Here is a 24,401-nt window from a genome sequence, read left to right as displayed (position 1 = left end):
TTCCCTTTATTTTTTCGGTTTAATAAGGCTTTGATAATGTTTGAGTAATAATAATGCGTCTATCGGTGTCATTTGATCAGTATTTAACTTTTCTATCTCATCTAATACACTTGCTTTATCTGGATTAATCGTTTGAACATCCTCTGCTTCAAACTTTTCATAGTTAAATAAATCTAAAACAACTTTGTTTTCTTTATCTTCAAGTTTTTCTAAAATTTGTTTGCTTCTTGCAATCAAACTTTTAGGGAGGTGTGCAAGATTTGCAACTTGAATACCATATGACTTATCGGTTGTCCCTTTTTCAACATGATGCAAGAATACCATAGTGTCGTTTTCTTCTTTTGCCTTTACACATAGGTTTGTTAAACGCTCTAAACTGTTTTCTAATACCGTTAATTCATGATAATGGGTAGAAAATAATGTTTGTGCTTTTATTTTTTCATGAATATATTCAATCATCCCTTGAGCTAATGCCATACCATCATATGTCGCGGTTCCACGACCAATTTCATCGAACAAAATCAAACTCTTTTCAGTGGCTTTTGTTAAAGCTTCATTAGATTCAACCATCTCAACCATAAATGTTGATTTGCCCCCAGATAAATCATCTGAAGAACCGATTCTTGTGAATATAGCATCATAAACTGGAAGTCGTGCTTTTTCTGCAGGTACAAATGAACCGATTTGGGCAAGATAAACAATCATTGCATACATTCTCATATAAGTTGATTTACCACTCATATTCGGACCTGTGATAAGAAAAATTTCTCCTTCTTTCATAATAACGTCATTAGCAACAAATTTTGTGAATCTTTCAACAACGGGATGTCTACCTTGAATGACTTCTACATCTCTCCCGTTTTGAAGTGTCGGACGAACAAAATTATGTTTTTCTGAAACAATTGCTAAAGCAAGATAGACATCTACGCTTGCAATTTTAGTTGAAAGCTCTTGTAAACTGAATGTAAAGCTTTCAGCAAACTCACGTATTTCTTTAAATAATTCATATTCTAAAGTCATACTTCTTTCTTTAGCGTGAAGTAAATCGTCTTCTTTTTCTTTTAGAATCGGTGTAATATATCTTTCACTATTTGCGAGTGTTTGTTTTCTTTCATATCCAAATTCTTCTTTGACTAATGATGCATTACCTTTTGAAACTTCAATATAGTAGCCAAAAACTCGATTATAACCAACACGAAGATTTTTGATTCCAGTTCTATCTCTTTCTGTTTTTTCAAATTCAGACAGCCATGTTTTACCATGTAAATCTATATCTCTTAGTTCGTCTAGTTTTTGATGATATCCTTTTTTGATGATCCCACCATCTTTCAATGTAATCGGTGGATCATCGTGTATCGATTGCTCGAGATGATCAAATAATGTTTGATGTTCATCCATTTGGCTGACCATTTCATCTAATTTGGGATTTTGATAACGTTTAATTGTCTCTTTTAAATCAGGAACTTGTCTTAAAGTCTCCTTGAGTTGATATAAATCTCTTGCATTCACTGTTTGGAATGCAATACGACCAACGATTCTGTTGATGTCGTAGATATATCTTAAATGCCCAATCATTTGTTCTCTTGGTTGATATGGTGTAAATGCCTCTATTAAATCGTAACGCTCATTGAGAGCTTTAATGTCGTATAACGGATGATTGAGCATTGACTTTAACATGCGTGAACCCATAGCTGTTTGACACTCATTCAGCCAATGCAATAATGTAGTTTGAGAGTTGTTAACTAAAGATTCATCAATCTCTAGATGTTTTTTAACACGATAATCAATATGCATATGTCCAACTCTTTGGATAACTTTAAATGGCATTAAATGGTTAATCATTTGCTTTTGTGTATTCACTAGATAATTTAATAAGTGTGAAGCAGCTCTTTTTTGTTCTCTTTCCAAATGATTTAAATTTTTGTTATCGATAATTTGAAATTGATCACTAAATGAGACAAGCAACTCGTTATCGTTTAGGGAATTGATTATATACTCATCAAAATGCATAGGTAAAACTACTTCTTTGATACCTAAACTCAAAACAAGGTCTAATGCTTGCTTTTTTTCTAGACCGTCAGTAATAAATGATTCACCAGTTGAAATATCAACATAAGTAAGTGCATAACCTTTTTCGGTTAATAGTATTGATCCAATAAAATTATTCGTCTTTGCATCTAAAATACCATCTTCTAAGACTGTACCTGGAGTGATTAAGCGAATGACTTCTCTTTTCACTAATCCTTTACCAGCTTCTGTAACCTGTTCAACGATAGCAATCTTAAACCCTTTTTCAATTAGTTTTTGAATATATGGTTTAACTGAATGGTAAGGAACTCCGCACATTGGAACCTTAGCACCAGCATCTCTTGAAGTTAAAGCAATTTCTAGTACTTTTGATGCAACAATTGCGTCATCAAAAAACATTTCATAAAAATCGCCTAATCTAAAAAAGACTATCGCATCTGCGTAGTCTTCTTTAATTTCAAGGTATTGTTGCATCATTGGGGTGTACTTTTGTTTGTCCATGGGTGATCCCCCTAATTTATTTGAATTATCTATCCAAAGATACTTGCAAGAATATCATGTAGATGCTGCAAGATACCTTTACCAGCAATTTGAATACCATTTAGTGTGTCATTGAATCCAGCTAAGAATGGGATATCAACAAAATATGTAATCGCTCCATAAATAACGAATAAGATTATCGCAATTGAAGCTGCGATTAAGAAGACTTTGAACAAGACTTTTAGTAACTTCCATAAAAATTTGCCTAACCCTTTAAACATTTTACCAAAGAAACGGAGTTCACCGGGTAACTGCTCATCCTTGTTGATTAATCTATTATCTTTGTCAACCCCAATAGATGATGCAGCTTTTTTATCTTCAATAAATTGTTCTCTTTCATTCGCTTCATCGTCTTTTATAATCTTCTTTAATGATTTGGGTTCACCATAAAACTCTGCTGAATTAAGTATGACAGGTTCTCCAGTTGGTGATGATTCTGTTAATTTTTTTACAGCATGAAGATCTTTTTGTTCAACTTTACCATCTTGCTGCAAAGCATGCTCGACAACTTCTCTTAACATTTTGATTTCATGAACAAGTTCACTCATATCTAAGCTTTGTTGAACGTATTGAACAGTTTCTTTTTGTGGAACTTCGACTTTTGGTTCATCTTTTACTTCAACTTTTGTTTTAACTTCTTCTATAGGCTCATCAATTTTAGCATCCTCAACAACTTCAGCATGTTCTTTTTTCTCTTCAAAAATTGGTTTTGCTACCGGTTCTTCTTCAACATGTTTTTGGACTTCTTCAATTTCTTTTTCGTAAACCTCTGGTGACTCTGGTACGAAATATGATTCTTTTGTTTCTTTTGCATTTGCTAGAATATATTCAATAATTTCTTCTTTTTTAAGTTCTGTAGAAGCTTTAATGTCATGATCGATTGCAAATCTTTGCATAATTAAAACAGACATACCTCTAATTTGAGTTTCTAATTCTGGAGTATGTTCACCTCGATCTTGAAGTTCATCGATAATGATATCAGCAAGTTCAGATTTCTTTAATCGTCTTGGAACATTAACATCATATTTCGTTCCCAAATCTCTAATCTCACCTAATGTGGAACTCTTATATAAAACCGGTCTAAACTTTCCAGGCGGAACACCATCAATTCTTCCGAAACTATCAAAGAATAAATCTTTAATTTCACGATTATATTCCTTCATATCTGGAAGTTCTAAGCCAACAGATTTAACATAACTTATTGAATTATCTAAAAGCTTTTTAATATCGTTTGAAGTGACTTTCTTATCAATCATATATGATAATAAATCAGTCCAAAAATCTTCAAGAAAAACTCGATCCAACTGAGGATCATCAAAAAATACCAATAAGTTTTCTAGTTGTGTTTCTGTAAACTCAGTAAACCATGATAAACGGTAATTCAACTCATCTGCTAAAGTCAACCTTGTTTTTCTAGTTTGAATAACTTTTTCCCTGAGCGTTTCTCTTAGAACAAACATTCTTAATTCTCGTGGAATAGTTAATCCTATTTCAGTGAAAAAAGATTTAACTTGGCTACCAGGTAAATAGATGATTGTTTTTAGAATTTCTTCAATCTTTAATTCCTTATTACCCACTAGAATTTCGCTTTCACGTGTTAACCTAGGCATATAATACCTCCATTAGAACTCTTTGTATTAATAATACAATGATTTCGGTTTTTTATCAAGTTTTTTCACTTTTTTTATAGAAAAAGGCCTTATTTAGACCTTTATCATTCGAAATCCTTTTCAATACCATCTTCAATTATAGAAATTATAGACTGCATCATGTCATTGATATCGCCTTGCAAAGCCAAATAATCCGACATGAGAGGGTAGTCCTCTATTTCACTTAAACGCTCTTGATATCGTTTTTCAAACTCCTTAACAGCTTCTGTTTTTCCAATCTCTTTTGCATTAACCAACTGTTTTTGAATTGCTTTAAGTTCATTTATTTTTCTTTTTAATTCCTTGTTTTTATTAATGTGTTCTTCAATTCTTTTATATCTCTGGATTTCCTCATCTTCTAAAATCATTTGAATCAGTTTTTCTTTTTCAGTCATACTGCTTCACCTAATAAAAACCATGTTTTAGCCTGTGTTATTTTTACCTCAACGATTTGTCCAATCATATCGCGATTGCCCCTGAAATTAACAAGCTTGTTATGTTCTGAATACCCTGCTAAAACTTGATCATCATGTTTAGATACTCCATCAACTAAAACCTTGACAGTTTGATTAAGGAATCTTTGATTACCTCTTAAATATCCATCATTAATTTTCTCATTGAGTAAATATAGCCTTTGCTTCTTGATTTCTTCTGGTGTATCATCTTCAAATTTCGCTGCTGGAGTACCTTCTCTTTTTGAAAAGATAAAAGTAAAAGCTCCTTCGAAATTTGCTTGATCGACCATATCTAGAGTTTCAAAAAAATCCTCTTCATTTTCTGTTGGGAATCCAACAATGATGTCTGTAGTAATTGAAATACCTGGAACAATTTCTTTCAACTCATTCAATACTTTTAAGTACGATTCTTTTGTATAATGCCGATTCATTTTCTTAAGTACAGGATTGCTGCCCGATTGAACAGGTAAATGGAAGTGTGGCATAATATGTTTTCCATCACGCATCGCCTCCATCGTTTTTCGATCCAAATCATGAGGATGGCTTGTTGTAAAACGAATTCGTTCAATTCCTACTTTGTCCAAATCTTTTAATAAGTCACCGAACGTATATTCAACATCTTTAAAATCTTTTCCGTAAGCATTAACGTTTTGACCAAGCAATGTAACTTCTTTATATCCTTGGTCTACAAGCTCACTTACCTCTTTTATTATTTCTTCTTTCGATCTAGATCTTTCTTTACCTCTAGTGTAAGGAACGATGCAGTAAGTGCAAAACTCATCACAACCAAACATAATATTAACCCAAGCCTTAAATCGATGATTTCTAACTTTTGGGAGATTTTCTATAATGTCTCCTTCTTGTGAGTAAACCTCGATAACTCTTTCTTTGGAGAACATTGCTGTTTCAACATACTCAGGTAGTTTATAGATGTTGTGTGTACCAAAAACAAGGTCAACGTGTTGATATTTTTTCATAACTCGATCAACGACATTTACTTCTTGAGCCATACATCCTGCTAATCCTAAAATTAAATTAGGATTTTGTCTTTTAAGTTTCTTTAATCTTCCTAATTCGCCCCAAATACGATTTTCAGCGTTTTCTCTAATCGCACACGTATTAATAATAATAACATCACTATTTTCTTCTGTGCTTGAATTTGCAAAACCCATCAACTCTAAAATACCCGCCATGGTTTCACTGTCAGCTTCATTCCCCTGACATCCATACGTGTGGATTGAATATGTTTTATCGACACCTATTTTATGATGAGCGTCGCTTAGATTAAATTGTAATTCTTCAATTGTTTGCTTACTTCTTTTTCTAGCCTTGTTTAAATCAGGCTTAAAATACTTCTCAATATCTACATTGTTGTTCATAAAATCACCTGTTCTTATTATACATGAAAAAACAGTATAAACTATACTGTTTCGCTTTCAATATGAATATGTTTTATTGTTTTATTTGCAAAATCCATGATGACTGCATTGAGTTGTCTAGCGCCTGGTGCAACTTCATTTGGTGTTGAAAAACCATTTAAAAATCTATTAATCACAATCTCTTTGGTCACACCAATAACCCCATTTAAAGGTCCTGTCATGCCAACATCGGTTATATATAAAGTACCATTAGGTAATTTTCTTGAATCAGCAGTAGGTACATGTGTGTGTGTTCCAACAACAGCATCCACTCGACCATCTAGATAAAGACCAATGGCAACTTTCTCTGAGGTCGCTTCTGCGTGCATATCTACTAATACATAGTCTGCTTTTTCTTTTTCAAGAATCTTATCTATACCTGTAAATGGATCTTCCATATTTGCATTCATAAAAGTTCTCCCCAAAGCATTAATAACCATAAGGGTTGCCCCATTATAATTGATTTTTAAATATCCTTTACCAGGAGCTTCTCGATAATTAAAGGGTCTAACAATATTTGATTCATCAATGAAATCAAATAATTCTTTATTCCCCCATACCCAGTTACCCATAGTAATCATATGAATACCCATACTCATGAGTTCTTTATAAATCTTCAAACTGATACCTCTTCCATAAGAAGCATTTTCAGCATTTGCTACAATTAAATTGGGACGGTATTCCTTTTTTAAATCAGTCAAATATTCACTGACCATTTCTATTCCAGGTTTACCATAAATATCACCAATAAATAAAACTTTCATCAAATCATCTCTTTCTAAAGAAAAGAGGCAAAAGCCTCTTATTTTGCAATATCTGTTGCTCGTGTTTCTCGAATGACAGTAACCTTAATTGTTCCAGGATATGTCATCTTTTCTTCAATTTGTTCTTTGATTTCACGAGCTACCTTGAAGGTTGATAAATCATCGATTTGATCCGCTTTAACAATAACACGAATCTCACGTCCTGCTTGAATAGCATAGGATTTCTCAACTCCAGGAATTTCATTAGAAATGGCTTCTAATTGTTCTAAACGTTTGATATAATTTTCCATTGATTCGCTACGTGCACCAGGACGTGCTGCAGATAATGCATCTGCTGCTGCAACTAAGACTGCAATAACACTCTCAGCTGGTTTATCGCCATGATGTGATGCAATTGCATCTACGACTTCTTTAGGCTCCTTATAACGATTTACAATGTTAACGCCAATTTCTACATGTCCACCTTCTACTTCATGATCTACGGCTTTACCGATGTCATGTAATAATCCAGCACGACGAGTAAGAATTTCATCTTCTCCAATTTCAGCTGCTAATTTTCCTGCTAGGAATGCTGCCTCAATTGAATGCTTTAATACATTTTGTCCATAACTTGTTCTAAAACTTAAACGTCCTAATAATTTAACTAAATCTGGATGGATTTTACCAATACCAGTGGTGAAAACTGCGTCCTCACCAGCCTCGCGGATAAACATATCCACTTCGACTCTAGCTTTTTCTACGACTTCTTCGATTCTACCTGGATGAATACGACCATCAGATACTAACGTCGTTAATGCACGTTTGGCAATTTCTCTTCTAATCGGATCAAATCCACTTAATACGACTGCTTCAGGAGTATCATCAATAATTAGGTCAACACCGGTTAACGCCTCAATTGTGCGAATATTCCGACCTTCTCTACCGATAATGCGTCCTTTCATTTCATCGTTAGGTAAATCAACAACAGATACCGTTCTTTCTGTTGTTGTCTCGCTGGCATACTTTTGTATAGCCAATGACAACAATTCCTTAGAACGTGTTTGTACCTCGTCTTTTGCCTTTTCTTCTTCTTCCTTAATATAAGTTGCAATTTCATCTGACATGCTTTCTCTGACTCTGTCCATAATAATTTCTTTAGCTTGTTCAGTATTCAGACCGGAAATTTCAACTAATTTTATTTCTTGTTGTTTTAAGACTTCTTCCGCTTTGCTATTTAATTGTTCGAGTTGTTCTTTCTTTTCATCGAGCTTCTCTTCACGTAGTGCTAACGTTTCTTCACGTTTGTCTAAATGAATCACACGACGATTCAATGTGTCTTCACGTTGTGATACTTTATTTTCAAGATTAACCACAACTTGTCTACGTTCACGTATATCATTATCAAACTCTTTACGTAACGCAAATATTTCTTGCTTTGCTTCTAAAACACTTTCTCTCTTTGATTTTTCTGCTTCTTTTCTTCCATCATCAACAATTTTTTGGGCCAAATCACGACTTTCTTTAAGGTTTTTTTCGCGCTGCCAAACACGAACAAAATATCCTATGATAAAAGCTATGACGGCTAGCAAAACGGAGATGACTGCCTCAATAACATTTAATGCTACTGGTAACATTATTACACCTCCATTTTATTTTATTTTTAACAATTGATAAAATCAAATTGTCACATACTAGTTGTACTAAATCATTATACCTTATTTTTTGTTATCAAGTCAATGAAGAAACCATTAAAGATTTTGGTTTTCATTTTTATTTTTTTGATTTTAAGGTATAATAAGATGTGAAAACAAGATGAAGGAGCATTCTTATATTATGATAAAAAATAAACCAGTAGCTGCAGAATTTAATTTTTGGAAATGGCTACACAAAAATCGAATAAAAGTTGTAACATATTCTTTCTTAATTATTATACCTTTAACACTCTTATTGACTGCCTATGTAGGAACTTATACAACACATCGAAAAGTTCATTTTGATCAACAAGTAACTGATTCAACTGAGTATATCTCTAAATTCACTGATATGGATGCTATTGATGCTTTTGAACTGACTATTGATTGGAAAGAACTTAAATATCCAGTCCTTAATGATGAAGATGAGTTAACTGGTGGGTATTACATGTTTTCTATGTTTTATACAGCAAGACAAAACTATTCAGTTAGTTCTATGACTGTAACGCCAGTTCTTAAAACAGATTGGACTGATATTCGATCTATCGGCAACCCTGTTACATTAACTCAGACTGCACGAAACGTACAAATTCCATTTAATTATGAACTCCCGGTTAAACCTTTATGGTTCGTTACTGTTGAAGAACCTATTTTATATTTAAAAATAGAATATACATTTGTAACTGCGTCAAATCAAATTACAAAAACTGTTTATTTGCAATATATCTTAAGTGATATTAACCCAGATAAAGTTGTTGTATAATAAAAAAATTAGACTTTATGTCATCATGCTGATGATATCAAAGTCTTTTTTTATGATTACCCTTATATTAACTATAAATAATAACTGGGTAACTATGTTATAATTTAGGTAATAAAATTGATTAAAGGAGAAATAATCATGGGATTACTTTTTCATCAATTAACAAGTCAATTCAGTAGAGTTGCTGATGTCGTTTATAAAAAACATTTTGAGGTTGATCAAAAACTTGAAAGCGAATATGATGAATATCGAAAAAGAAAGATGTATGAGGATATTTTACATAATCTAAGTTTTTTGCAAGTTGCCTATCAACTAGATGATGAAAAAGTTTTCAAAGACTATGCATTATGGTTAATTCAACTCATGGTTAGTTTAATGCCTGAATTAACCCCAGCGAGAATTAAAGAACACATGTATCTACACTATCAATTATTAGCTGATACATTAAAAGATGTTCTAGAACCAAGTGATTTTGTAAATGTTAAGAAGCACTTAGATAACGCGTTGATCATCACCAGGGACGTGACGTTTGATAATCTAGACTCAACTTTTGACAAGGGAAAGTATGGCGTAATCCGCAAGACATATTTAGATTATTTATTGAACCATGATTCTAAAAGTGCAGTATTATATATGACTAGCATTGCTGATTTGGGTTATTCTATTGAAGAAATTTATGTTGATGTTCTTCAAGAAGTGATGAAGGAAATTGGCGAAATGTGGCATCAATGCAAAATATCTGTTGATCAAGAGCATTATATGACGTCAATTACCCAAGTAGTATTGTCACAATTTTATACAAAAATATTTGACACAGATAAAAATGGATTAAAAATTTTAGCTTGCAGCGTTGGTAGCGAACTTCATGAAATAGGCGGTAGAATGATTTCAGATTTATTTGAGTATCATGGCTGGGATAGTACCTATTTAGGTGCCTCAGTACCTAAAGCATCTATTTTAAAAAGTATCAAAATACATCAACCTGATTTGATTGCTTTATCTGTTACAATGCCCCAGCATTTAATAGAATGCAAAGATATAGTTGTGGCTATAAAAAAGGATTACCCAAAATTAAAGATTGCTGTAGGTGGTCGAGCATTTCAAATGACTAATCAAGTATGGAAAAAATGGGCAGTTGATATTTCAACCAATGATGCGAATTCTTTAATTAAATGGGCAGATCAGACATTTAGAGGTAAAACATGAAAGATTTGTTAATACGCATTAGCGAACTTGGCATCATCCAAAAAAAGTATGTTGATGAGTTTAACTGTATAGGTCCAAACAATCATTCTATTTTCAGCATGTTTGACGATAAAACAGTTGATCAATTACAAAAAACAATGAAGCAGCATAAAAAAGTTTTTGAAATGAAGTCTGATTTTTGTAACGCTCATGTTTGGTTATATTTAAGACCAGCTGGCGGACAGTTCTTTTTGTTTATGACGAATAAGTTGTTATCGAATACATCAAAAAAAACCTTTTTAAACATGTTGGATGCACTCGTTTCAGAATACTTAAAAAATACATTGACAACAGCTGATTCAACACAAAGCTTGTTTGAAAACATGCAGCGGCTGAATAATGAACTTCTGAACAAATCTAGACAAATAGAAAAAATGAACCAGCAACTTAACAAATACAATACTTTACTTAATGATCGTTTAGTCTCAGACCCGTTAACCAGCTTAGTTAGCCGTTATCAATATCGTGATGAAATTATGTTAGCTGTTAAAAATAATCCAAATAAAAAAGGTGTTTTTATGTTTATAGACATTGATGATTTTAAAGATATCAATGATTCTTATGGACATAGTATTGGTGATCAATATCTTGTTGAATTCGCCAATAGATTAAAAAGTTTGCCCTTTTCAAATTCAGTAAAAATGAGAATTGCTGGTGATGAATTTGGTATATTTTTATATAACCTTGATGAACTTGGCAAATCTTTTTATGATGACATCTGGGAAACATTTAAAACCGAGGTTATTCACCCTATAAAAATTAGTGATATTGAGCTTGATTTAGCTATTAGTTTAGGATTCGCTGAATATCCTAAAGATTCTGATGAAATCCATGTTCTCATTGATCAAGCCGATGATGCTATGTATAATGCCAAAAAATCAGGGAAAAATAGATATTTCGTTTATCGAAATCAAGAAGATTAAATATAAAAACAAAAAGATACACCAACAAATTGATTTGTTATGATGTATCTTTTTTTATTATTCAACGTTTTTGTTAAAAATTTTGAAGATTTCAGGATTTGATTTTTCAATATTTGTTGGCTTAAATTGTTCATTTAACCAAACAAGTCTTGTTTCTCCAATATGAATCAACTCGTTATCCTTGTTAAACAACTCATATCTAAAGTTCATTTGAACACCTGACAATGCAATTAATAATGTTCTTTGTGTTAGTGTTTCTCCGAATTTAGAAGGTTTTCTAAATGTAGATTTCATCTCTACCATTGCTAACCGAATATTTTGATCTTCTATTTTAGAAAATGGTATACCAATATCATCACAAAATTTAACCCTACCCATTTCATACCATATTGGATATACAGAATGATGAATAACACCCATTTGATCGGTCTCTTGATATCTTGGTTCAATTGTCATAACTGATTTCATACTCATACCTCCTATTTCTATTATAACTTATGATTCATTATTTGACTTTTTAATATCAAAGTTAATTCTTCCATCTTTAATTTCGATAATGCGATCTGCTTTCTCAGCTATATGTCTGTCATGCGTTATAATAATGAAAGTTGTTTTGTATTTTTTATTGATTTCTCTTAACAACTCGTAAACTTGTTCAGTTGTATCACTATCCAAGTTTCCTGTAGGTTCATCAGCTAGAATGATTTTAGGATTATTGATTAAACTTCTTGCAATAGCAACTCTTTGTTGCTGTCCACCAGACATGTTGATTGATAAATTATCTTTAACTTTCGTTAATCCAACAATTTCCAACAACTCAATCGCTCTATCTTGAACTTCTTTTGTAATTGGTCTTTTTGATATTCTATATGGTAATAAGACATTTTCTAATGCTGTAAACTCTGGTAAGAGATAATGAAATTGGAAGATAAAACCGATGGTTTCATTTCTTAACATTGATAGTTCGTTTTTCTTCATTTCTTGTGTATTAGTTCCATTGATGAAAACATCCCCACTCGTAGCTTTATCAAGAGTTCCCAAAATGTTTAGGAGTGTGCTCTTTCCACTACCTGACTGTCCAATAATAGAGTTAAATGTATGTTCTTCAAAGCTGAGATTTAAATCGAACAGGACTTGTGTTGGATTAGATGTTTTTGACCCATATGTTTTATTTATATTTTTTAGTTCAATAATGTTAGGCATTTCTAATCACCTCAATAACTGTCAGTTTTGATGACTTAATTGCTGGTATAAGCGCAGCTAGAGTTGATGCAATCAATGCAATTGCTGCTGATAAAGCAATAAAACCTGAATCTATATTTAAAGGTACCACAGGTGATCCATCAGGATTCAATGCAAATGTCGTAAAGGTATATGATAAACCTAATCCAATCATCACACCACCGAGAGCTCCAAAAATCCCCAAAATAAATCCTTCAAATAAAAATACATATGATGCATCTTTGTCTTGAATACCCATTGCTTTTAGTATGCCTATTTGTCTAGATTTTTGCATCACTGTAATCGCAAGCACTGAAGAAATACCTAAAACCACTGAAATGATAACAAATACTTGAATCATGAGTGACGATATACTTTGTCCTTGCAAGCCACTTAGTAGTTCTTGATTTTCATTCATCCAATTGGTCGTTGTTAGACTTCTTGATATAAGCATCTGGTCTAGTGATGTTGATATAGACACAGCTTCAAACACTTCTTGAATTTGCAGTTCAATTGAACTAACAAGACTAGTATCATTTAAGATATCTTGAAGCGTTGATAACGTGCTAATCCCCCAAGTTCTATTAATTTGAGCAACGTTAAAATCAAAGAAACCGACAACGTTTAATGTCCTAAAATCACCATTGATCTCAATGGTAATAGGATCACCAATTGACAAGTTTAATTCATCTTTTAAGCCAATACCGAGTAGTATATCATTTATATTTACTGGTAATGTGCTTCCCATAGATAACTTTGAGTTAAAATCATATATTTCATTAGCTCTATCTAAATCAAAACCTCTAAAGAATATCTCTTTTTTAACACTTTCATTCTCTAAAATGCCACCTAAGTTGATTGTTGGGGATACTGCAATGATCATCTCATTTGATGCCTCAATTTCTGATACTGTTGTCATGTAGTCATTTATGAATTCATTATCTTCTTGATGAACAACAGTAATATGTGAAGATGAACCTATTGTTGAATCTACTAAGCTTTTTTGCAACCCTAATATTAATGACCCAATAAAAACTTGAACCGAAACACCTATTGATATACCTAGAATAATAATTAAAGTCTGTCTTTTCGCAGATGTCAAAAAACGCCAAGCTATTTGTAATGCTAGTCTCATGATTTTACCTCTTTTCCAAATAACTTGATATCTTCATAACTATGTAATATGTAATCGTAGGTTAGTGACCGATTCGTCTCTTCATTTGAAAAGGCTTGACCACCCAAAATAATTTTTATCTCGGGAAAAAATCTTTTAATTTCTTCGGTAATTTGCTTTGTTATAACCAAATTATATGAGTTGGTCACTGATAGTGCTATATAATCAGGATGATAGGCACGTATAGCGGATAATATTTCATTTTTAGGGGTGTTTGCGCCAATATATGAAGCATCAAATCCTTCAAGAAGAAAATAGTGTGTATTAATGATTGCTCCAATCTCATGGTATTCAAATGTTGGTGTTAAAACAACAATTTTTTTCCCGTATTTTTTTGTTCTTTCTGTTTGTTCTATGATATACATATAACTTGATTCCAATATTGTTCTGATGATTGATGTTCGAAAGTGTTCTTTCCAAATGCAAACTTCTAGATCGTCAGTTTTACACTCAAAATGAATCAGTGATGGTGTAAGAAAATCTTGATAAAGTTCATCAATAGTTACAGTTTTCGAGTCTAACAATCCAATCGCATACCTAACAGCTTGATCTTTTTGTTCTTGTTCAAGATATTTATAAAATTCATCATATAATTGCTGTTTCATATTCTTCCCTCATTTCATTTAATACTTATAATAGATTAACATATTTATTTATATATTTTATGAGATTTGCTTATACAAAAGTATATAAAAAATGCCATACTCTCGTATGACATCTAATTTACTTTTTTGTGTATGAAATATTGTGATGATCTAAAACCTGTTGATTAACTTTTTTCATAAGGTCAGGATGATCAGTTAAGTACTGTTTCGCATTCTCTCTACCTTGACCAATTTTTTCTCCATCATAGGCAAACCATGCTCCACTTTTTTGAATAATATCAAGATCTGATGCTAAATCAACGAGTTCTCCAACTCTAGATATACCTTTACCATAAATAATATCAACACTTACAACCTTAAATGGTGGTGCTACTTTGTTTTTTACAACCTTGATATTCGCTTTGTTACCAACGATGTCGGTTGCATTTTTAATTTGCTCACTACGTCTAATTTCTAGTCTTACAGAAGAGTAGAACTTTAACGCTCTACCGCCTGGTGTTGTTTCAGGTGAACCAAACATTACACCAACTTTTTCACGAATTTGATTAATAAAAATAGCTGTAGAATTAGCTTTTGAAATAACACCTGATAGTTTTCTCATTGCTTGACTCATTAGTCTAGCTTGTAAACCTACATGAGAATCACCCATTTCACCATTGATTTCAGCTTCAGGTACTAATGCTGCAACTGAGTCAATAACAATCATATCTACAGAACCACTACGAATCAATGCTTCAGCGATTTCTAATGCTTGTTCTCCAGTGTCTGGTTGTGATAACAATAGATTATCTACATCAACACCAAGAGCTCTTGCATATTGTGGATCAAGTGCATGCTCAGCATCTATAAACGCCACATATCCACCTAATTTTTGAACTTCAGAAATTGCGTGAAGTGCCAGTGTTGTTTTACCTGAACTTTCAGGTCCATAAATTTCTATAATTCTTCCTTTTGGATATCCACCGATACCTAATGCTATATCTAACCCTAAAGATCCTGTTGGATGTGCTTCAATATGACGATCAGGTTCATCACCTAATCTCATAATTGAACCTTTACCATATTGTTTTTCAATTTGTTTCATTGCGACCTCTAGGGCCTGCGCTCTTTTATCTTTATCCATTGAGTCTACCTCCGACTTATAATAGTTGTTTTTTTATTGATTTACTTTAAATACTCTCAAATATTGTACTTCTATTTTTGATAAGATAATCCAAACCACTAATGACTGTAAAAAATATTGCTATCCAGAAAATAACATTACCTATAATTGGGTGAAACCCAAAGTCATTAAATAACAAAATAATTAATGCAACCATCGTAGAAGCGGTTTTAAACTTCCCATAAGGAGATGCAGCAATCACATTTCCTTTTTCAATGGCTAACAATCGAATACCTGTAACAGCAAACTCACGTATGATAACAATCATTACAGCCCACAAAGGTACCCTAGATGGATCTAAAGCCATTAAATATAAAAATGCTGCTAAGACCAATATTTTATCTGCTATTGGGTCTAAAAACTTTCCAAATGTTGTAATTTGATTATATTTTCTTGCAACATAACCATCTAACATATCTGTCAATGCAGCCAACACAAATAGTATCGCAAACACAAATTGATTGATATTCATAGCAAAAAAGCCAATTGGAATTTGCAAAGGCTTTAAATAAATAAAGACAATCATTATTGGAATCATCAAGACTCGAAGCATAGTAAGTTTATTTGCGGTCGTCATTTTGTTACTTCCTTTAACTTTATAAGTTTATTTTACCATAAATATGCGTTTCCTGTTGCAATTTTAATATGCATTTGATACAATGGTTATGCGCATATGGGAGGTGAAATTGTGGCAAATATTAAACAACAAATTAAACGTAATAAAACTAATGAAAAACGTCGTTTACACAACGCTTCTTTTAAATCATCCGTAAAAACTGCGATTAAAGCTGTCGAAACTGCTGTAGCAGCTAATGAAAAAGAAAAAGCAATCGAATCATTATCTTTCGCACATAAGAAGTTAGATAAAGGATTAGCTAAAGGCATCTTTCATAAGAACTTTGTCGCTAGACATAAATCAAGTTTAGCTCTTATGGTTAATAACCTAGAAAATTAGGACACGATGTGTCTTTTTTTTTTAGCTATATTCGATTTCTCTTCTTCCACCTTTTTGTGCAATATATTTTACATGTGGTAATCGAACACCAGATACACCATATTTATGGTTATATCCGATAACATTAATATACTTTTCAATATTATCTTTTTCAAGACTCATTTTCTTTAAAGCTTCAAGGGTTGCTTTTATATCGTCTAAAGCTCTATGTGTATTAGGAACATCCACTTGATAAGTCTCCACGGCTTGATCTAAGCGATGTGGATAAGGATGACGATCTTTGTAAACTGCCATGACATCCAAGATGTCATTTGTAATTTGAAAATTACGATCCCAAAACTTTTTGAAAAATTGGGTTAAAAATGATAAATCAAATTGAATGTTATAAGCAACCAATAATGTGCGATCATCTTGATACATTTTGAAAAATTGATGAAATGCTTCTTCCTGAGATAAACCATCTCTAAGCAACATTTCATCAGTAATCTTCGTTATTTCTGTTATTTTTAATGGTAATGGACGATCTGCCATCACGAGTGCAGACATTTCATCTGTAATTTTATATTTTCCATCGACTCGCTCTAATACAATCGCTCCAATTTCAATAATTTGATCACGATCTGCATAAAGTCCTGTTGTTTCAAAGTCAAATAGCAAGATTCTATCATGTATTAACATATCATGCTCCTAACAAATAAAGTTCTAATCCTAGTTTTTTGTCTATTTTTCCGGATTTAATATCATAATCAAGTTTTGACAATTTCTTCAAATGATTCTCTAAAGCTTGAAAATTGACTGATGTTGCATTTTTAACCAAATAATAAGCACGTCCACTCTTTATATGAAAATGCTCAGCAATCTGATCTTGACGATAACCTTTGTCGATTAAGAGTTTTGTATGCATTAATTCTCTAACTTTACCGACGATATTATTTAAGATGCGTAGAGGATCTTCATTACGTGCTACGAGATCATAAAAAATCTCAATCGTTTTTGTTTGATTTTTAGAAAGCAATGCATTGGTTAACTCAAAAATGTTTTCTTCTAGATTTCTACTAACTAGTAAGACAACTGCTTTTTCAGTTATTTCTTTTGTATCATAGGCAAACAACATTAACTTTTCAGCTTCTTGATTAATTAAGTTAAAATCTAGATTTGTTCTTTCTAACAATGCATCAACAGCATCATCAGTTATACTGTATTGATATTTTTTAAACATGTTCTTAATAAAGTCAGGATAATCCTTTTTGTCCATATCCTTAACTTTCTCGATAAATGCATATTTAAATAATGCTGCCCCTAAAACTGATGTATCAGGTAGAAGTTGTGCTACAGCAATAATTAATATGACATCGGGGTTTGGTTTCTCAAAATAAGAAATCCAGCTATTAATGACATATTCATCTTCTTTTTCTAACTCTTCAATGTTTCGAATAACAATGACTTTTGTTTCAGCAAAAAAAGAAACTGTTTGTAAATCCTCAAGGATATCATCACTTGGATTTTCTAATAAATCATATTTAATGATATTGAATGGATCGACATTAAATTCTTTTATTTTATCTTCAATTGTATGGTTTAATAAAAACTCATTTGTGCAATGATATAAATAAATGGCTTCGGCCATAATCATGCCCCCTGACTGTTACTATCATTATACTAAAAATCACTTTAAAATGGTAGATGAAACGACCATTTTGATTTCTTTTTTGAATCTTGATTCAAGATGGTACCATGAAGATCTGTTCGATATATCATGACTTGATATCTATGGAGTCTTTCAATAACTTCATGATTCGGAAATCCATATCTATTTTGGTGACCTAATGAAATAATTGCTAGATGGGGCATTACATAGGACAAAAAAATTTCTGATGTTGATGTAGAAGAACCGTGATGTCCAACTTTAAGGACATCACTTTTTAGTCTATATTGATAACGATTGACTAAATCGATTTCAGCATTGTATTCGATATCACCGGTAAAAAGATATGTTGTTTGATTAATTTTAGTTTGGATGACGATTGAGTTATCGTTAGGGTTATCATATTGCCTAATTGGTCCTAGTATATCAAACTGTATTTCACCACAAGATAGTTGGTCTGAAGATTTTACATATTGTATATTGGGGTGTGCTATTTGGTATTGATCATACGATGATAAAATAACAGTTTCTACATAGATATTATTTATGATATCCATCGCTTCAAGTGTATGATCAAGATGACTGTGTGTTAATATCAAATAATCCAATTGATATACACCATGATTGTTCAAGAATTGAAGAACATTTCGATAACTATCAATTGCTGCATGACAACCATTAGATGAGATGAAAATAGAGTCTCCTTGTCCAACGTCTAGAAAATATATTTTGTCTGATTGCTGAAAATCAAGAATAGCAATAAAAAAAATGGAAGGTAAAACAATGAATCTTAGAATTAAGGATTTTACGTTTCTCGATCTGAATAAAATTATAAGCATTATAAAATATGAAACTATAAAATAAGGATTTAAAGCAGGTAGTTGAATGCTGATATTTTTATCTTGAATCGCTAATAATATACCTTCAAATATTTGTGTTAACTTGAAAAAGTATAAATCAAATTCAGGAAATATCCATGTGCACAATGCAAGCAAAAATAAAGGTGATGAAATGAAAAACACTAATACTGGTAAAACTAAAATAAGCAAAAAAGATATCTGTAAATTAAACGGTAATACAACAAGATAAATAACCGTAGTCATCATCAATCTTTTAAGATATCCCTGATATCCTCTAAATCTAAATTCCATTAAATACATAAAATTGAGAATAAGATATGTGATTAAAAACCCTAAATGGTAAATCCAATGAATATGCGTAACAAGCATCATAAAAAATGCAATATTCAAAATATCCATTTTACTGAAATTAAGTTCAAGTTTATCATTTAACCACCTTATGGAGAAGACTAAAACAAGTCTTAAAACCCCCATAGAAAAAGCATTTAAGTATAAGAATAAAATGTAAATTAAACATGTTAATAAATCTTGTTTCTGCTGAGTAAGACTCAAATAAAAAAAGATTTTCTTGCAAAACAAAATAAGCGCATACAAATGTAGACCAGAAACAGTAAACAAATAAATAATGTTTAAATCTCTAAATAGGTTTTTTTGTTCAGAATTAAAGCTCTTTTCTCCAAGAATGAAACTTTTTAAATAGCTGTTAGATTGCATTGTTGAGAGATTTTGACTAATTAGATCCCTAAGTGAGTAAAAGGAGTTGTTTTCTGCAATCTTTTCAATTTCATAAACAGAAATATATCCTAAAACATTTTGAGAATAGTGAAATTGCTGCTCGTTAAACCCATATGGAATGGTCTGTTTTTTATAAGCATTTATTTTTCCATGTATATAAATGGAATCTCCTAATTGATACTGAAATTTGCTTGCTCTTAAATTGAATTTTTGATACTTATATTTTATTGTTATTTGATCATGATATTCATAGTTAATAACATGAACAACTTTAACTTCACCTTGAATAATCTCAGGTATGTTTTGAGTCGAATAATGAAAAAATAGAATTGATGTCAAACTCATAGATATAATGAGAAGCATCATTCTAATTCTTCTTCTTAGCATAAAAAAATATAAAACAAAACCAAGCCAAATCCACGGAAAAAATAAACCAAGCAGAAATAAAAACAGAGCATAACCTTCGATATATAGGTTATCCCAGTTTGATATACGGTCTAATATTTTCAAGCGTAACTACACCTATATTTTTAACATTAATCAGTTCATCAATCGTATTAAAATATCCATGAGCTTCTCGATATATAATAAGTGATGCCGCCCTTATCTCTGTCATATGGGGAATTTCTAGAAGTTCTTTAAAACTAGCTTTATTTACATTAACCATAATTTTTGAGTCTACTTGTTCAAGATGAACACTTGGGACTGTTACTTGTCTACTAGAATGTATAACTTCTGTGTACATGATGCTTGAGGTATCTGCATCATTCGACAGTGGTTTAGCTTTTTTCAAAACATCACCAATTGTTATTGGCTCAAAATACCGATATGTTCTAGGAAACTCTACTGCTCCTTTAACTTCAATATCAATAGGTGTTAAAACAACTGGACCTTGATTGATATACTCAATTTCTTCATCTTTTGGGAATAACCAGACCCATCCTAAAACCGTTAAAATAATCGTCATTATCATTGCTTGTCTCATTATAAACACTCCTCTATCTTATACTAGAGAAGTCTCTTCATTTTTACTATAAAAAAAACGCCTATTTAAAGGCGATGATTAAATGCTTTCTTGAATCGATTGAATCTTTTACTTCATATGTAAATCCTAATGTCTTTAGTTCATCTAAATAATAATCTAAAGGGTATACATATTGTTTAATGAAGTCTGTTTCATCTAAAACTTTAACCTTATGATGAAGCGTCTCACCCTTAGAAATAATCGACCACTCATATGTTATGGGTTCGGTTTCTTTTTCTTCGTACTGATGATATTCATCTAAAACTTCATACTTATATATGTCAAAAATAAATCTTCCACCTTGATTCAATGCCTGATAGATATTTTGAAATACTTTTTTTATACCTTTGAAATAATTCATCACATCAAACATTGCAAGTATAACATCGGCTGAAGTATATATTTTATTTCTTAGATCATGCTCATACAATCCTGCAGCAAACTGATTGGTTCTTAGTCTATCAAAAGCAATAGATAACATTTCAGTGTCATGGTCAAACCCAATAGCGTAATGATCATGTCTTAAAAATTCTAATAATAGATATCCAGAACCGCACCCTGCGTCAATGATTGTATCTTCTTTTTTTAAATAGAGTTTTATTTGTTGATAGATTGCATCATAATCAACATCTGACATTAAGATATCATAAACTTTTGCAAACATTATTTAATCCTTTTGATTCCCATAAGTCTTTGATCAAAGCCATAAAACTTACGGTCTTCTTCTCTAAATAAATGTACAATGACATCGTGACAGTCGATTAAGACCCAAGTTCCACCTTTGCCTTCAACATGTCTTATATCGTCAGCTAGCAAGTTTTTCTTTAAATAATTGATTGCTGCATTTGCTTGTCTTTCATTGCTTGTTGCTATGACGAAATAGTCATAAAATGGCGATGTTTTTTCAAAATCGAAAACAGCGAGATCTTTGACTTTAATGTCCTCAAGTGTCGTAATAATTTTATTAAGTTTTTCCACTATTTACCTCCTTATAGTATGCGTAAGCACCAAATTGTTCTTCACTTGGTGTTAATTGTTTTTTATAAACATGTTCAATGCTGATCTTCATGCAATGTTCAACTGCTAAATCTAAGTCTTTAGTTGCCATTTCATAAATCATATCACAATCTTTAAATTTGCGATTTGGTTCGCATGAATCACTAATAAAAATAATTTTTTCAATATCTGTCATGTTTGGTCTTCCCCATACATGATATTTGATAGCATTTAATATTTCTTTATCTCTAATCTTAAAATCGTATTCAAGCTGCGCAGCAGCAGATAGTGCATGATAAATAACCGGATAATCAACATATTCTTTAATTGATTTTAGATCCAAATATTGAATTTGTTCTTCAATTGTGTCATATTTTGAGTAATCATGATAAAGTGCAGCGATTGCAACTTTTTTTTCATCAACACCATGAATTTTTGCAAGTTTAACTGCAGTTTCATAAACTCCAAAAACATGTTGTAGTCTTTTCTTATGATGTTTTAATTTTTCTGTTACTTTTTCCTTGATTTGTTCAATCATTGAAATAGTGCCTCCGTGATACTGATATGCATATTTTTTGGAACATTCATTTTAACCGTTATGGGTCCAACAATATGAACAAAACCCATATCTGCAATTGTTAATTGGTGTTTACCCTTTGGTATTTTAAATGACTTTTCTTCATATTTATCGGTATATATTTTAAACATCTTGTCTTTGTTCAACAATAATTCTTTGACTCTTGTCTCATTTGTTTTGTGAATGTTTATATTCCTATCCACATATAAAACAACTGTAGGATCTACTCCTTGAAAAGTCATTGAGACTAAACCTTCTAAAAAGAGTGATTGGTTGTTTTTAAGTTGATAGATTTTTGGTCGAATTTCTACATCGGGAATTAACTTTTTGTAAATCTCATATGGTAATAAATGATGTAGATATCCCTCTTGGTAAAGACCTGGCATGTCCCAAATGATATGATTTTCAAATGGTGCAGATAAAGCTTCTTGTGTAAGCCCAGCTTTTTTAAATGCTAGTGCTTTTTCTTGATTGGTTAATGTTTTAAAAATGGTTGTTTTCCCACTATTTTGAACACCTAATAAATAGATGTTTTTTTGTCTAAATGTTTTTAAATATTTTTTAAGATTATCTATATCGAATTTATTTTTTGAAGACATTAAAATAATATCTATAAATGGAATGCCCATTTGTTTCGCTTTTTTGGTGACATTTTGAATTAACAAGTCTAAATTCGTATCTATAGGTAATAAATCGATTTGATTAATGATATAAACATACTTCGCATCAGGTTGATAACGATAGACTGGATAATTAAACAATAAATCTAAGTGAAGAACCGAACTAACCATAACAATCAAAGAATCTGCAGGTAAAGATGGCAAATCCTCAGGATGAAAATGCGTATTGGCTTCTCCGTAATGCAATAGTCGATAACATGCTTGACAATAATCATGATCTAATGATAGTGCATATCCCACTTTATTAATATCATCAGATTGAAGAACTGCTCCACAGCCTTGACACTTAATGGTCGTCGACATATGCTTTCAGCCTCTCTTCATAAAGATCTGGCAATTTTCTTTTAATTTTCTTTATGATAATTTTTTCGACTTTCCGATTGAATTGTGTAATCTTATGATCTGATTTCCTCTTAACTGATCGAATTAAAATAGATTTGATTCCAAATCGTGTTCCACCATAAATATCAGTCATTAATTGATCGCCAATAACAATGGTCTCTTCTTTGGTTGAATCAACCATTTTCATCGCTTTTTTAAATCCGAATTTCAATGGTTTTTTTGCGTACCAAATATAAGGAACATCTAAATTGGTTAAAGCTTTTGTTACACGTTTATAATTTGTATTTGATATGACAACAATTTGAAAATCTTTTTTCAATTTGTTGAGTAAATCAATATGTTTTTTCTTCAACTCTTGATCATCATAAGCAATAATGGTATTGTCCAAGTCAAAAAACAAGGACTTAATACCTTGTTGTTTTAGGTTTTGGTATGGTATTTCAAAAATGGATGCATGATATGCATGCGGTATGCATTTTTGATAAACCGCCATTATTTTACATCCATTATTTCAATTGAAAAAATACGTCCTGTTTCGGTTTTCACTTCAACAACTTCGCCTTCACCTTTGTTTAGCATTGCTTTGCCAATTGGTGATTCAACTGAAATCTTTCTTTGTCTTGGGTCTGCTTCAATACTTCCGACCAAATAGAATTCTTTTTCTTCTTTAGATTCTAGAAACCTAACAACTACTGTTTTACCAATATTGACGATATCATCTGTAGTCGTTTTTATAATCTTGACGTTTTTTAAGATATTCTCGATTTCAGAGATTCTTGATTCTATTCTAGCTTGTTCATTTCGTGCAGCATCGTAATCCGCATTTTCCGATAAATCCCCTTGTGCTCTAGCTTCTTTAAGAGCTTCTAGGTTTTCTCCGCGTTTCACATCTTTTAAATGCGTGAGTTCACTTTTTAAATTATCGACACCTTCTTGAGTTAATTGAAATACTTGTTTTACAGCCATTGGT

Annotated in this window: 26 protein-coding genes; 4 read left to right on the top strand and 22 right to left on the bottom strand. The window is 31.7% G+C overall.

The annotated features are described in order from the left end of the window. Positions 1-6: 6 nt before the first annotated feature. The 6 genes from mutS to rny all read right to left on the bottom strand — a co-directional run bounded on the left by mutS (position 7) and on the right by rny (position 8,467). Positions 7-2,529, bottom strand: a complete 2,523-nt coding sequence (gene mutS, locus QJ521_RS02035) for a DNA mismatch repair protein MutS (RefSeq protein WP_282838746.1) — start codon at positions 2,527-2,529, stop codon at positions 7-9. Positions 2,530-2,558: 29 nt separating this feature from the next. Beyond that, a complete protein-coding gene (locus QJ521_RS02030) occupies positions 2,559-4,178 on the bottom strand; it encodes a hypothetical protein (RefSeq protein WP_282838745.1) in 1,620 nt (539 codons plus the stop codon). A 104-nt stretch (positions 4,179-4,282) separates the two neighbouring features. Continuing rightward, a complete protein-coding gene (locus tag QJ521_RS02025; protein ID WP_282838744.1) occupies positions 4,283-4,612 on the bottom strand; it encodes a YlbF family regulator in 330 nt (109 codons plus the stop codon). Beyond that, on the bottom strand, positions 4,609-6,051 hold the full coding sequence (gene miaB / locus QJ521_RS02020; RefSeq protein ID WP_282838743.1) for a tRNA (N6-isopentenyl adenosine(37)-C2)-methylthiotransferase MiaB: 1,443 nt from the start codon (positions 6,049-6,051) through the stop codon (positions 4,609-4,611). Before miaB ends, QJ521_RS02025 begins: the two co-directional genes overlap by 4 nt. Before the next feature lie 41 nt (positions 6,052-6,092). Beyond that, positions 6,093-6,854, bottom strand: coding sequence for a TIGR00282 family metallophosphoesterase (locus tag QJ521_RS02015; RefSeq protein WP_282838742.1), 762 nt, complete (start codon positions 6,852-6,854; stop codon positions 6,093-6,095). Positions 6,855-6,892: 38 nt separating this feature from the next. Then, positions 6,893-8,467, bottom strand: a complete 1,575-nt coding sequence (rny, locus tag QJ521_RS02010; RefSeq protein WP_282838741.1) for a ribonuclease Y — start codon at positions 8,465-8,467, stop codon at positions 6,893-6,895. A 199-nt stretch (positions 8,468-8,666) separates the two neighbouring features. Between rny and QJ521_RS02005 the strand changes: the two genes are divergently transcribed. The 3 genes from QJ521_RS02005 to QJ521_RS01995 all read left to right on the top strand — a co-directional run bounded on the left by QJ521_RS02005 (position 8,667) and on the right by QJ521_RS01995 (position 11,455). Continuing rightward, positions 8,667-9,287 carry a hypothetical protein gene (locus QJ521_RS02005; protein ID WP_282838740.1) on the top strand — a complete coding sequence of 207 codons (621 nt, stop codon included), beginning with the start codon at positions 8,667-8,669 and terminating at the stop codon, positions 9,285-9,287. A 138-nt stretch (positions 9,288-9,425) separates the two neighbouring features. After that, on the top strand, positions 9,426-10,493 hold the full coding sequence (locus tag QJ521_RS02000) for a cobalamin B12-binding domain-containing protein (protein WP_282838739.1): 1,068 nt from the start codon (positions 9,426-9,428) through the stop codon (positions 10,491-10,493). Continuing rightward, entirely contained in the window at positions 10,490-11,455 is a 966-nt protein-coding gene (locus QJ521_RS01995; protein ID WP_282838738.1) for a GGDEF domain-containing protein, read from the top strand. Before QJ521_RS02000 ends, QJ521_RS01995 begins: the two co-directional genes overlap by 4 nt. Positions 11,456-11,512: 57 nt before the next feature. Here the strand turns inward: QJ521_RS01995 and QJ521_RS01990 are convergent, their stop codons facing one another. From QJ521_RS01990 to pgsA, 6 genes are all read right to left on the bottom strand, one after another. Then, the gene (locus QJ521_RS01990) at positions 11,513-11,923 is read right to left on the bottom strand and encodes an acyl-CoA thioesterase (protein ID WP_282838737.1); all 411 of its coding nucleotides are present in this window, start codon (positions 11,921-11,923) and stop codon (positions 11,513-11,515) included. Between the two features lie 27 nt (positions 11,924-11,950). Next, positions 11,951-12,658 (bottom strand): ABC transporter ATP-binding protein, encoded by a 708-nt coding sequence (locus QJ521_RS01985; RefSeq protein ID WP_282838736.1) that lies wholly within the window; start codon positions 12,656-12,658, stop codon positions 11,951-11,953. Further along, positions 12,651-13,811 (bottom strand): ABC transporter permease, encoded by a 1,161-nt coding sequence (locus QJ521_RS01980; RefSeq protein ID WP_282838735.1) that lies wholly within the window; start codon positions 13,809-13,811, stop codon positions 12,651-12,653. Before QJ521_RS01980 ends, QJ521_RS01985 begins: the two co-directional genes overlap by 8 nt. Then, a complete protein-coding gene (locus QJ521_RS01975) occupies positions 13,808-14,455 on the bottom strand; it encodes a cobalamin B12-binding domain-containing protein (protein WP_282838734.1) in 648 nt (215 codons plus the stop codon). The genes QJ521_RS01980 and QJ521_RS01975 overlap by 4 nt, the downstream gene beginning before the upstream one ends. Before the next feature lie 118 nt (positions 14,456-14,573). Beyond that, positions 14,574-15,578 (bottom strand): recombinase RecA, encoded by a 1,005-nt coding sequence (gene recA / locus QJ521_RS01970; RefSeq protein WP_282838733.1) that lies wholly within the window; start codon positions 15,576-15,578, stop codon positions 14,574-14,576. Between the two features lie 46 nt (positions 15,579-15,624). Next, a complete protein-coding gene (pgsA, locus tag QJ521_RS01965) occupies positions 15,625-16,194 on the bottom strand; it encodes a CDP-diacylglycerol--glycerol-3-phosphate 3-phosphatidyltransferase (RefSeq protein ID WP_282838732.1) in 570 nt (189 codons plus the stop codon). A 111-nt stretch (positions 16,195-16,305) separates the two neighbouring features. Here pgsA and rpsT point away from each other — a divergent pair, with 111 nt between their 5' ends. Further along, positions 16,306-16,572 carry a 30S ribosomal protein S20 gene (gene rpsT / locus QJ521_RS01960; protein WP_282838731.1) on the top strand — a complete coding sequence of 89 codons (267 nt, stop codon included), beginning with the start codon at positions 16,306-16,308 and terminating at the stop codon, positions 16,570-16,572. Positions 16,573-16,593: 21 nt separating this feature from the next. On the opposite strand, the gene QJ521_RS01955 is transcribed toward rpsT, so the two are convergent. The 10 genes from QJ521_RS01955 to greA form a co-directional block, all read right to left on the bottom strand. Further along, entirely contained in the window at positions 16,594-17,250 is a 657-nt protein-coding gene (locus QJ521_RS01955) for a 3'-5' exonuclease (protein WP_282838730.1), read from the bottom strand. 1 nt (position 17,251) lies between these two features. Then, on the bottom strand, positions 17,252-18,199 hold the full coding sequence (gene holA, locus QJ521_RS01950; RefSeq protein ID WP_282838729.1) for a DNA polymerase III subunit delta: 948 nt from the start codon (positions 18,197-18,199) through the stop codon (positions 17,252-17,254). 44 nt (positions 18,200-18,243) lie between these two features. Further along, entirely contained in the window at positions 18,244-20,322 is a 2,079-nt protein-coding gene (locus QJ521_RS01945) for a DNA internalization-related competence protein ComEC/Rec2 (protein WP_282838728.1), read from the bottom strand. After that, positions 20,288-20,797, bottom strand: a complete 510-nt coding sequence (locus QJ521_RS01940) for a ComEA family DNA-binding protein (protein ID WP_282838727.1) — start codon at positions 20,795-20,797, stop codon at positions 20,288-20,290. The genes QJ521_RS01945 and QJ521_RS01940 overlap by 35 nt, the downstream gene beginning before the upstream one ends. 61 nt (positions 20,798-20,858) lie before the next feature. Next, the gene (locus tag QJ521_RS01935; protein ID WP_282838726.1) at positions 20,859-21,500 is read right to left on the bottom strand and encodes a class I SAM-dependent DNA methyltransferase; all 642 of its coding nucleotides are present in this window, start codon (positions 21,498-21,500) and stop codon (positions 20,859-20,861) included. Continuing rightward, complete coding sequence (gene rsfS, locus QJ521_RS01930; RefSeq protein ID WP_282838725.1) at positions 21,500-21,814, bottom strand: ribosome silencing factor; 315 nt, start codon at positions 21,812-21,814, stop codon at positions 21,500-21,502. Before rsfS ends, QJ521_RS01935 begins: the two co-directional genes overlap by 1 nt. After that, a complete protein-coding gene (gene yqeK, locus QJ521_RS01925; RefSeq protein ID WP_282838724.1) occupies positions 21,801-22,370 on the bottom strand; it encodes a bis(5'-nucleosyl)-tetraphosphatase (symmetrical) YqeK in 570 nt (189 codons plus the stop codon). The genes rsfS and yqeK overlap by 14 nt, the downstream gene beginning before the upstream one ends. Beyond that, the gene (locus QJ521_RS01920) at positions 22,367-23,392 is read right to left on the bottom strand and encodes a GTPase (protein WP_282838723.1); all 1,026 of its coding nucleotides are present in this window, start codon (positions 23,390-23,392) and stop codon (positions 22,367-22,369) included. Before QJ521_RS01920 ends, yqeK begins: the two co-directional genes overlap by 4 nt. Beyond that, positions 23,376-23,924 carry a YqeG family HAD IIIA-type phosphatase gene (locus QJ521_RS01915; protein ID WP_282838722.1) on the bottom strand — a complete coding sequence of 183 codons (549 nt, stop codon included), beginning with the start codon at positions 23,922-23,924 and terminating at the stop codon, positions 23,376-23,378. Before QJ521_RS01915 ends, QJ521_RS01920 begins: the two co-directional genes overlap by 17 nt. Beyond that, on the bottom strand, positions 23,924-24,397 hold the full coding sequence (greA, locus tag QJ521_RS01910) for a transcription elongation factor GreA (RefSeq protein ID WP_282838721.1): 474 nt from the start codon (positions 24,395-24,397) through the stop codon (positions 23,924-23,926). Before greA ends, QJ521_RS01915 begins: the two co-directional genes overlap by 1 nt. Between the last annotated feature and the right edge of the window lie 4 nt (positions 24,398-24,401).

This window comes from Peloplasma aerotolerans (genome assembly GCF_030012175.1).
Taxonomy (GTDB): Bacteria; Bacillota_I; Bacilli_A; order Acholeplasmatales; family Acholeplasmataceae; genus Peloplasma; species Peloplasma aerotolerans.
Note: the sequence above shows the minus strand (reverse complement) of the source record. Positions and strands in the feature narration are given on the sequence as shown.

Excerpts from the sequence above, each read along its gene's own strand:
- QJ521_RS01985 (WP_282838736.1), bottom strand. The coding sequence starts at position 12,658 with ATGCCTAACATTATTGAACTAAAAAATATAAATAAAACATATGGGTCA.
- QJ521_RS02000 (WP_282838739.1), top strand. The coding sequence starts at position 9,426 with ATGGGATTACTTTTTCATCAATTAACAAGTCAATTCAGTAGAGTTGCT.
- QJ521_RS01915 (WP_282838722.1), bottom strand. The coding sequence starts at position 23,924 with ATGGCGGTTTATCAAAAATGCATACCGCATGCATATCATGCATCCATT.
- QJ521_RS01955 (WP_282838730.1), bottom strand. The coding sequence starts at position 17,250 with ATGTTAATACATGATAGAATCTTGCTATTTGACTTTGAAACAACAGGA.
- QJ521_RS02025 (WP_282838744.1), bottom strand. The coding sequence starts at position 4,612 with ATGACTGAAAAAGAAAAACTGATTCAAATGATTTTAGAAGATGAGGAA.
- QJ521_RS01980 (WP_282838735.1), bottom strand. The coding sequence starts at position 13,811 with ATGAGACTAGCATTACAAATAGCTTGGCGTTTTTTGACATCTGCGAAA.
- QJ521_RS01935 (WP_282838726.1), bottom strand. The coding sequence starts at position 21,500 with ATGTTTGCAAAAGTTTATGATATCTTAATGTCAGATGTTGATTATGAT.
- QJ521_RS02005 (WP_282838740.1), top strand. The coding sequence starts at position 8,667 with ATGATAAAAAATAAACCAGTAGCTGCAGAATTTAATTTTTGGAAATGG.
- holA (WP_282838729.1), bottom strand. The coding sequence starts at position 18,199 with ATGGCCGAAGCCATTTATTTATATCATTGCACAAATGAGTTTTTATTA.
- QJ521_RS01940 (WP_282838727.1), bottom strand. The coding sequence starts at position 20,797 with ATGAGACAAGCAATGATAATGACGATTATTTTAACGGTTTTAGGATGG.
- QJ521_RS01975 (WP_282838734.1), bottom strand. The coding sequence starts at position 14,455 with ATGAAACAGCAATTATATGATGAATTTTATAAATATCTTGAACAAGAA.
- QJ521_RS01920 (WP_282838723.1), bottom strand. The coding sequence starts at position 23,392 with ATGTCGACGACCATTAAGTGTCAAGGCTGTGGAGCAGTTCTTCAATCT.
- recA (WP_282838733.1), bottom strand. The coding sequence starts at position 15,578 with ATGGATAAAGATAAAAGAGCGCAGGCCCTAGAGGTCGCAATGAAACAA.
- QJ521_RS01990 (WP_282838737.1), bottom strand. The coding sequence starts at position 11,923 with ATGAAATCAGTTATGACAATTGAACCAAGATATCAAGAGACCGATCAA.
- rny (WP_282838741.1), bottom strand. The coding sequence starts at position 8,467 with ATGTTACCAGTAGCATTAAATGTTATTGAGGCAGTCATCTCCGTTTTG.
- greA (WP_282838721.1), bottom strand. The coding sequence starts at position 24,397 with ATGGCTGTAAAACAAGTATTTCAATTAACTCAAGAAGGTGTCGATAAT.
- pgsA (WP_282838732.1), bottom strand. The coding sequence starts at position 16,194 with ATGACGACCGCAAATAAACTTACTATGCTTCGAGTCTTGATGATTCCA.
- QJ521_RS02030 (WP_282838745.1), bottom strand. The coding sequence starts at position 4,178 with ATGCCTAGGTTAACACGTGAAAGCGAAATTCTAGTGGGTAATAAGGAA.
- QJ521_RS01995 (WP_282838738.1), top strand. The coding sequence starts at position 10,490 with ATGAAAGATTTGTTAATACGCATTAGCGAACTTGGCATCATCCAAAAA.
- QJ521_RS02015 (WP_282838742.1), bottom strand. The coding sequence starts at position 6,854 with ATGAAAGTTTTATTTATTGGTGATATTTATGGTAAACCTGGAATAGAA.
- miaB (WP_282838743.1), bottom strand. The coding sequence starts at position 6,051 with ATGAACAACAATGTAGATATTGAGAAGTATTTTAAGCCTGATTTAAAC.
- yqeK (WP_282838724.1), bottom strand. The coding sequence starts at position 22,370 with ATGATTGAACAAATCAAGGAAAAAGTAACAGAAAAATTAAAACATCAT.
- mutS (WP_282838746.1), bottom strand. The coding sequence starts at position 2,529 with ATGGACAAACAAAAGTACACCCCAATGATGCAACAATACCTTGAAATT.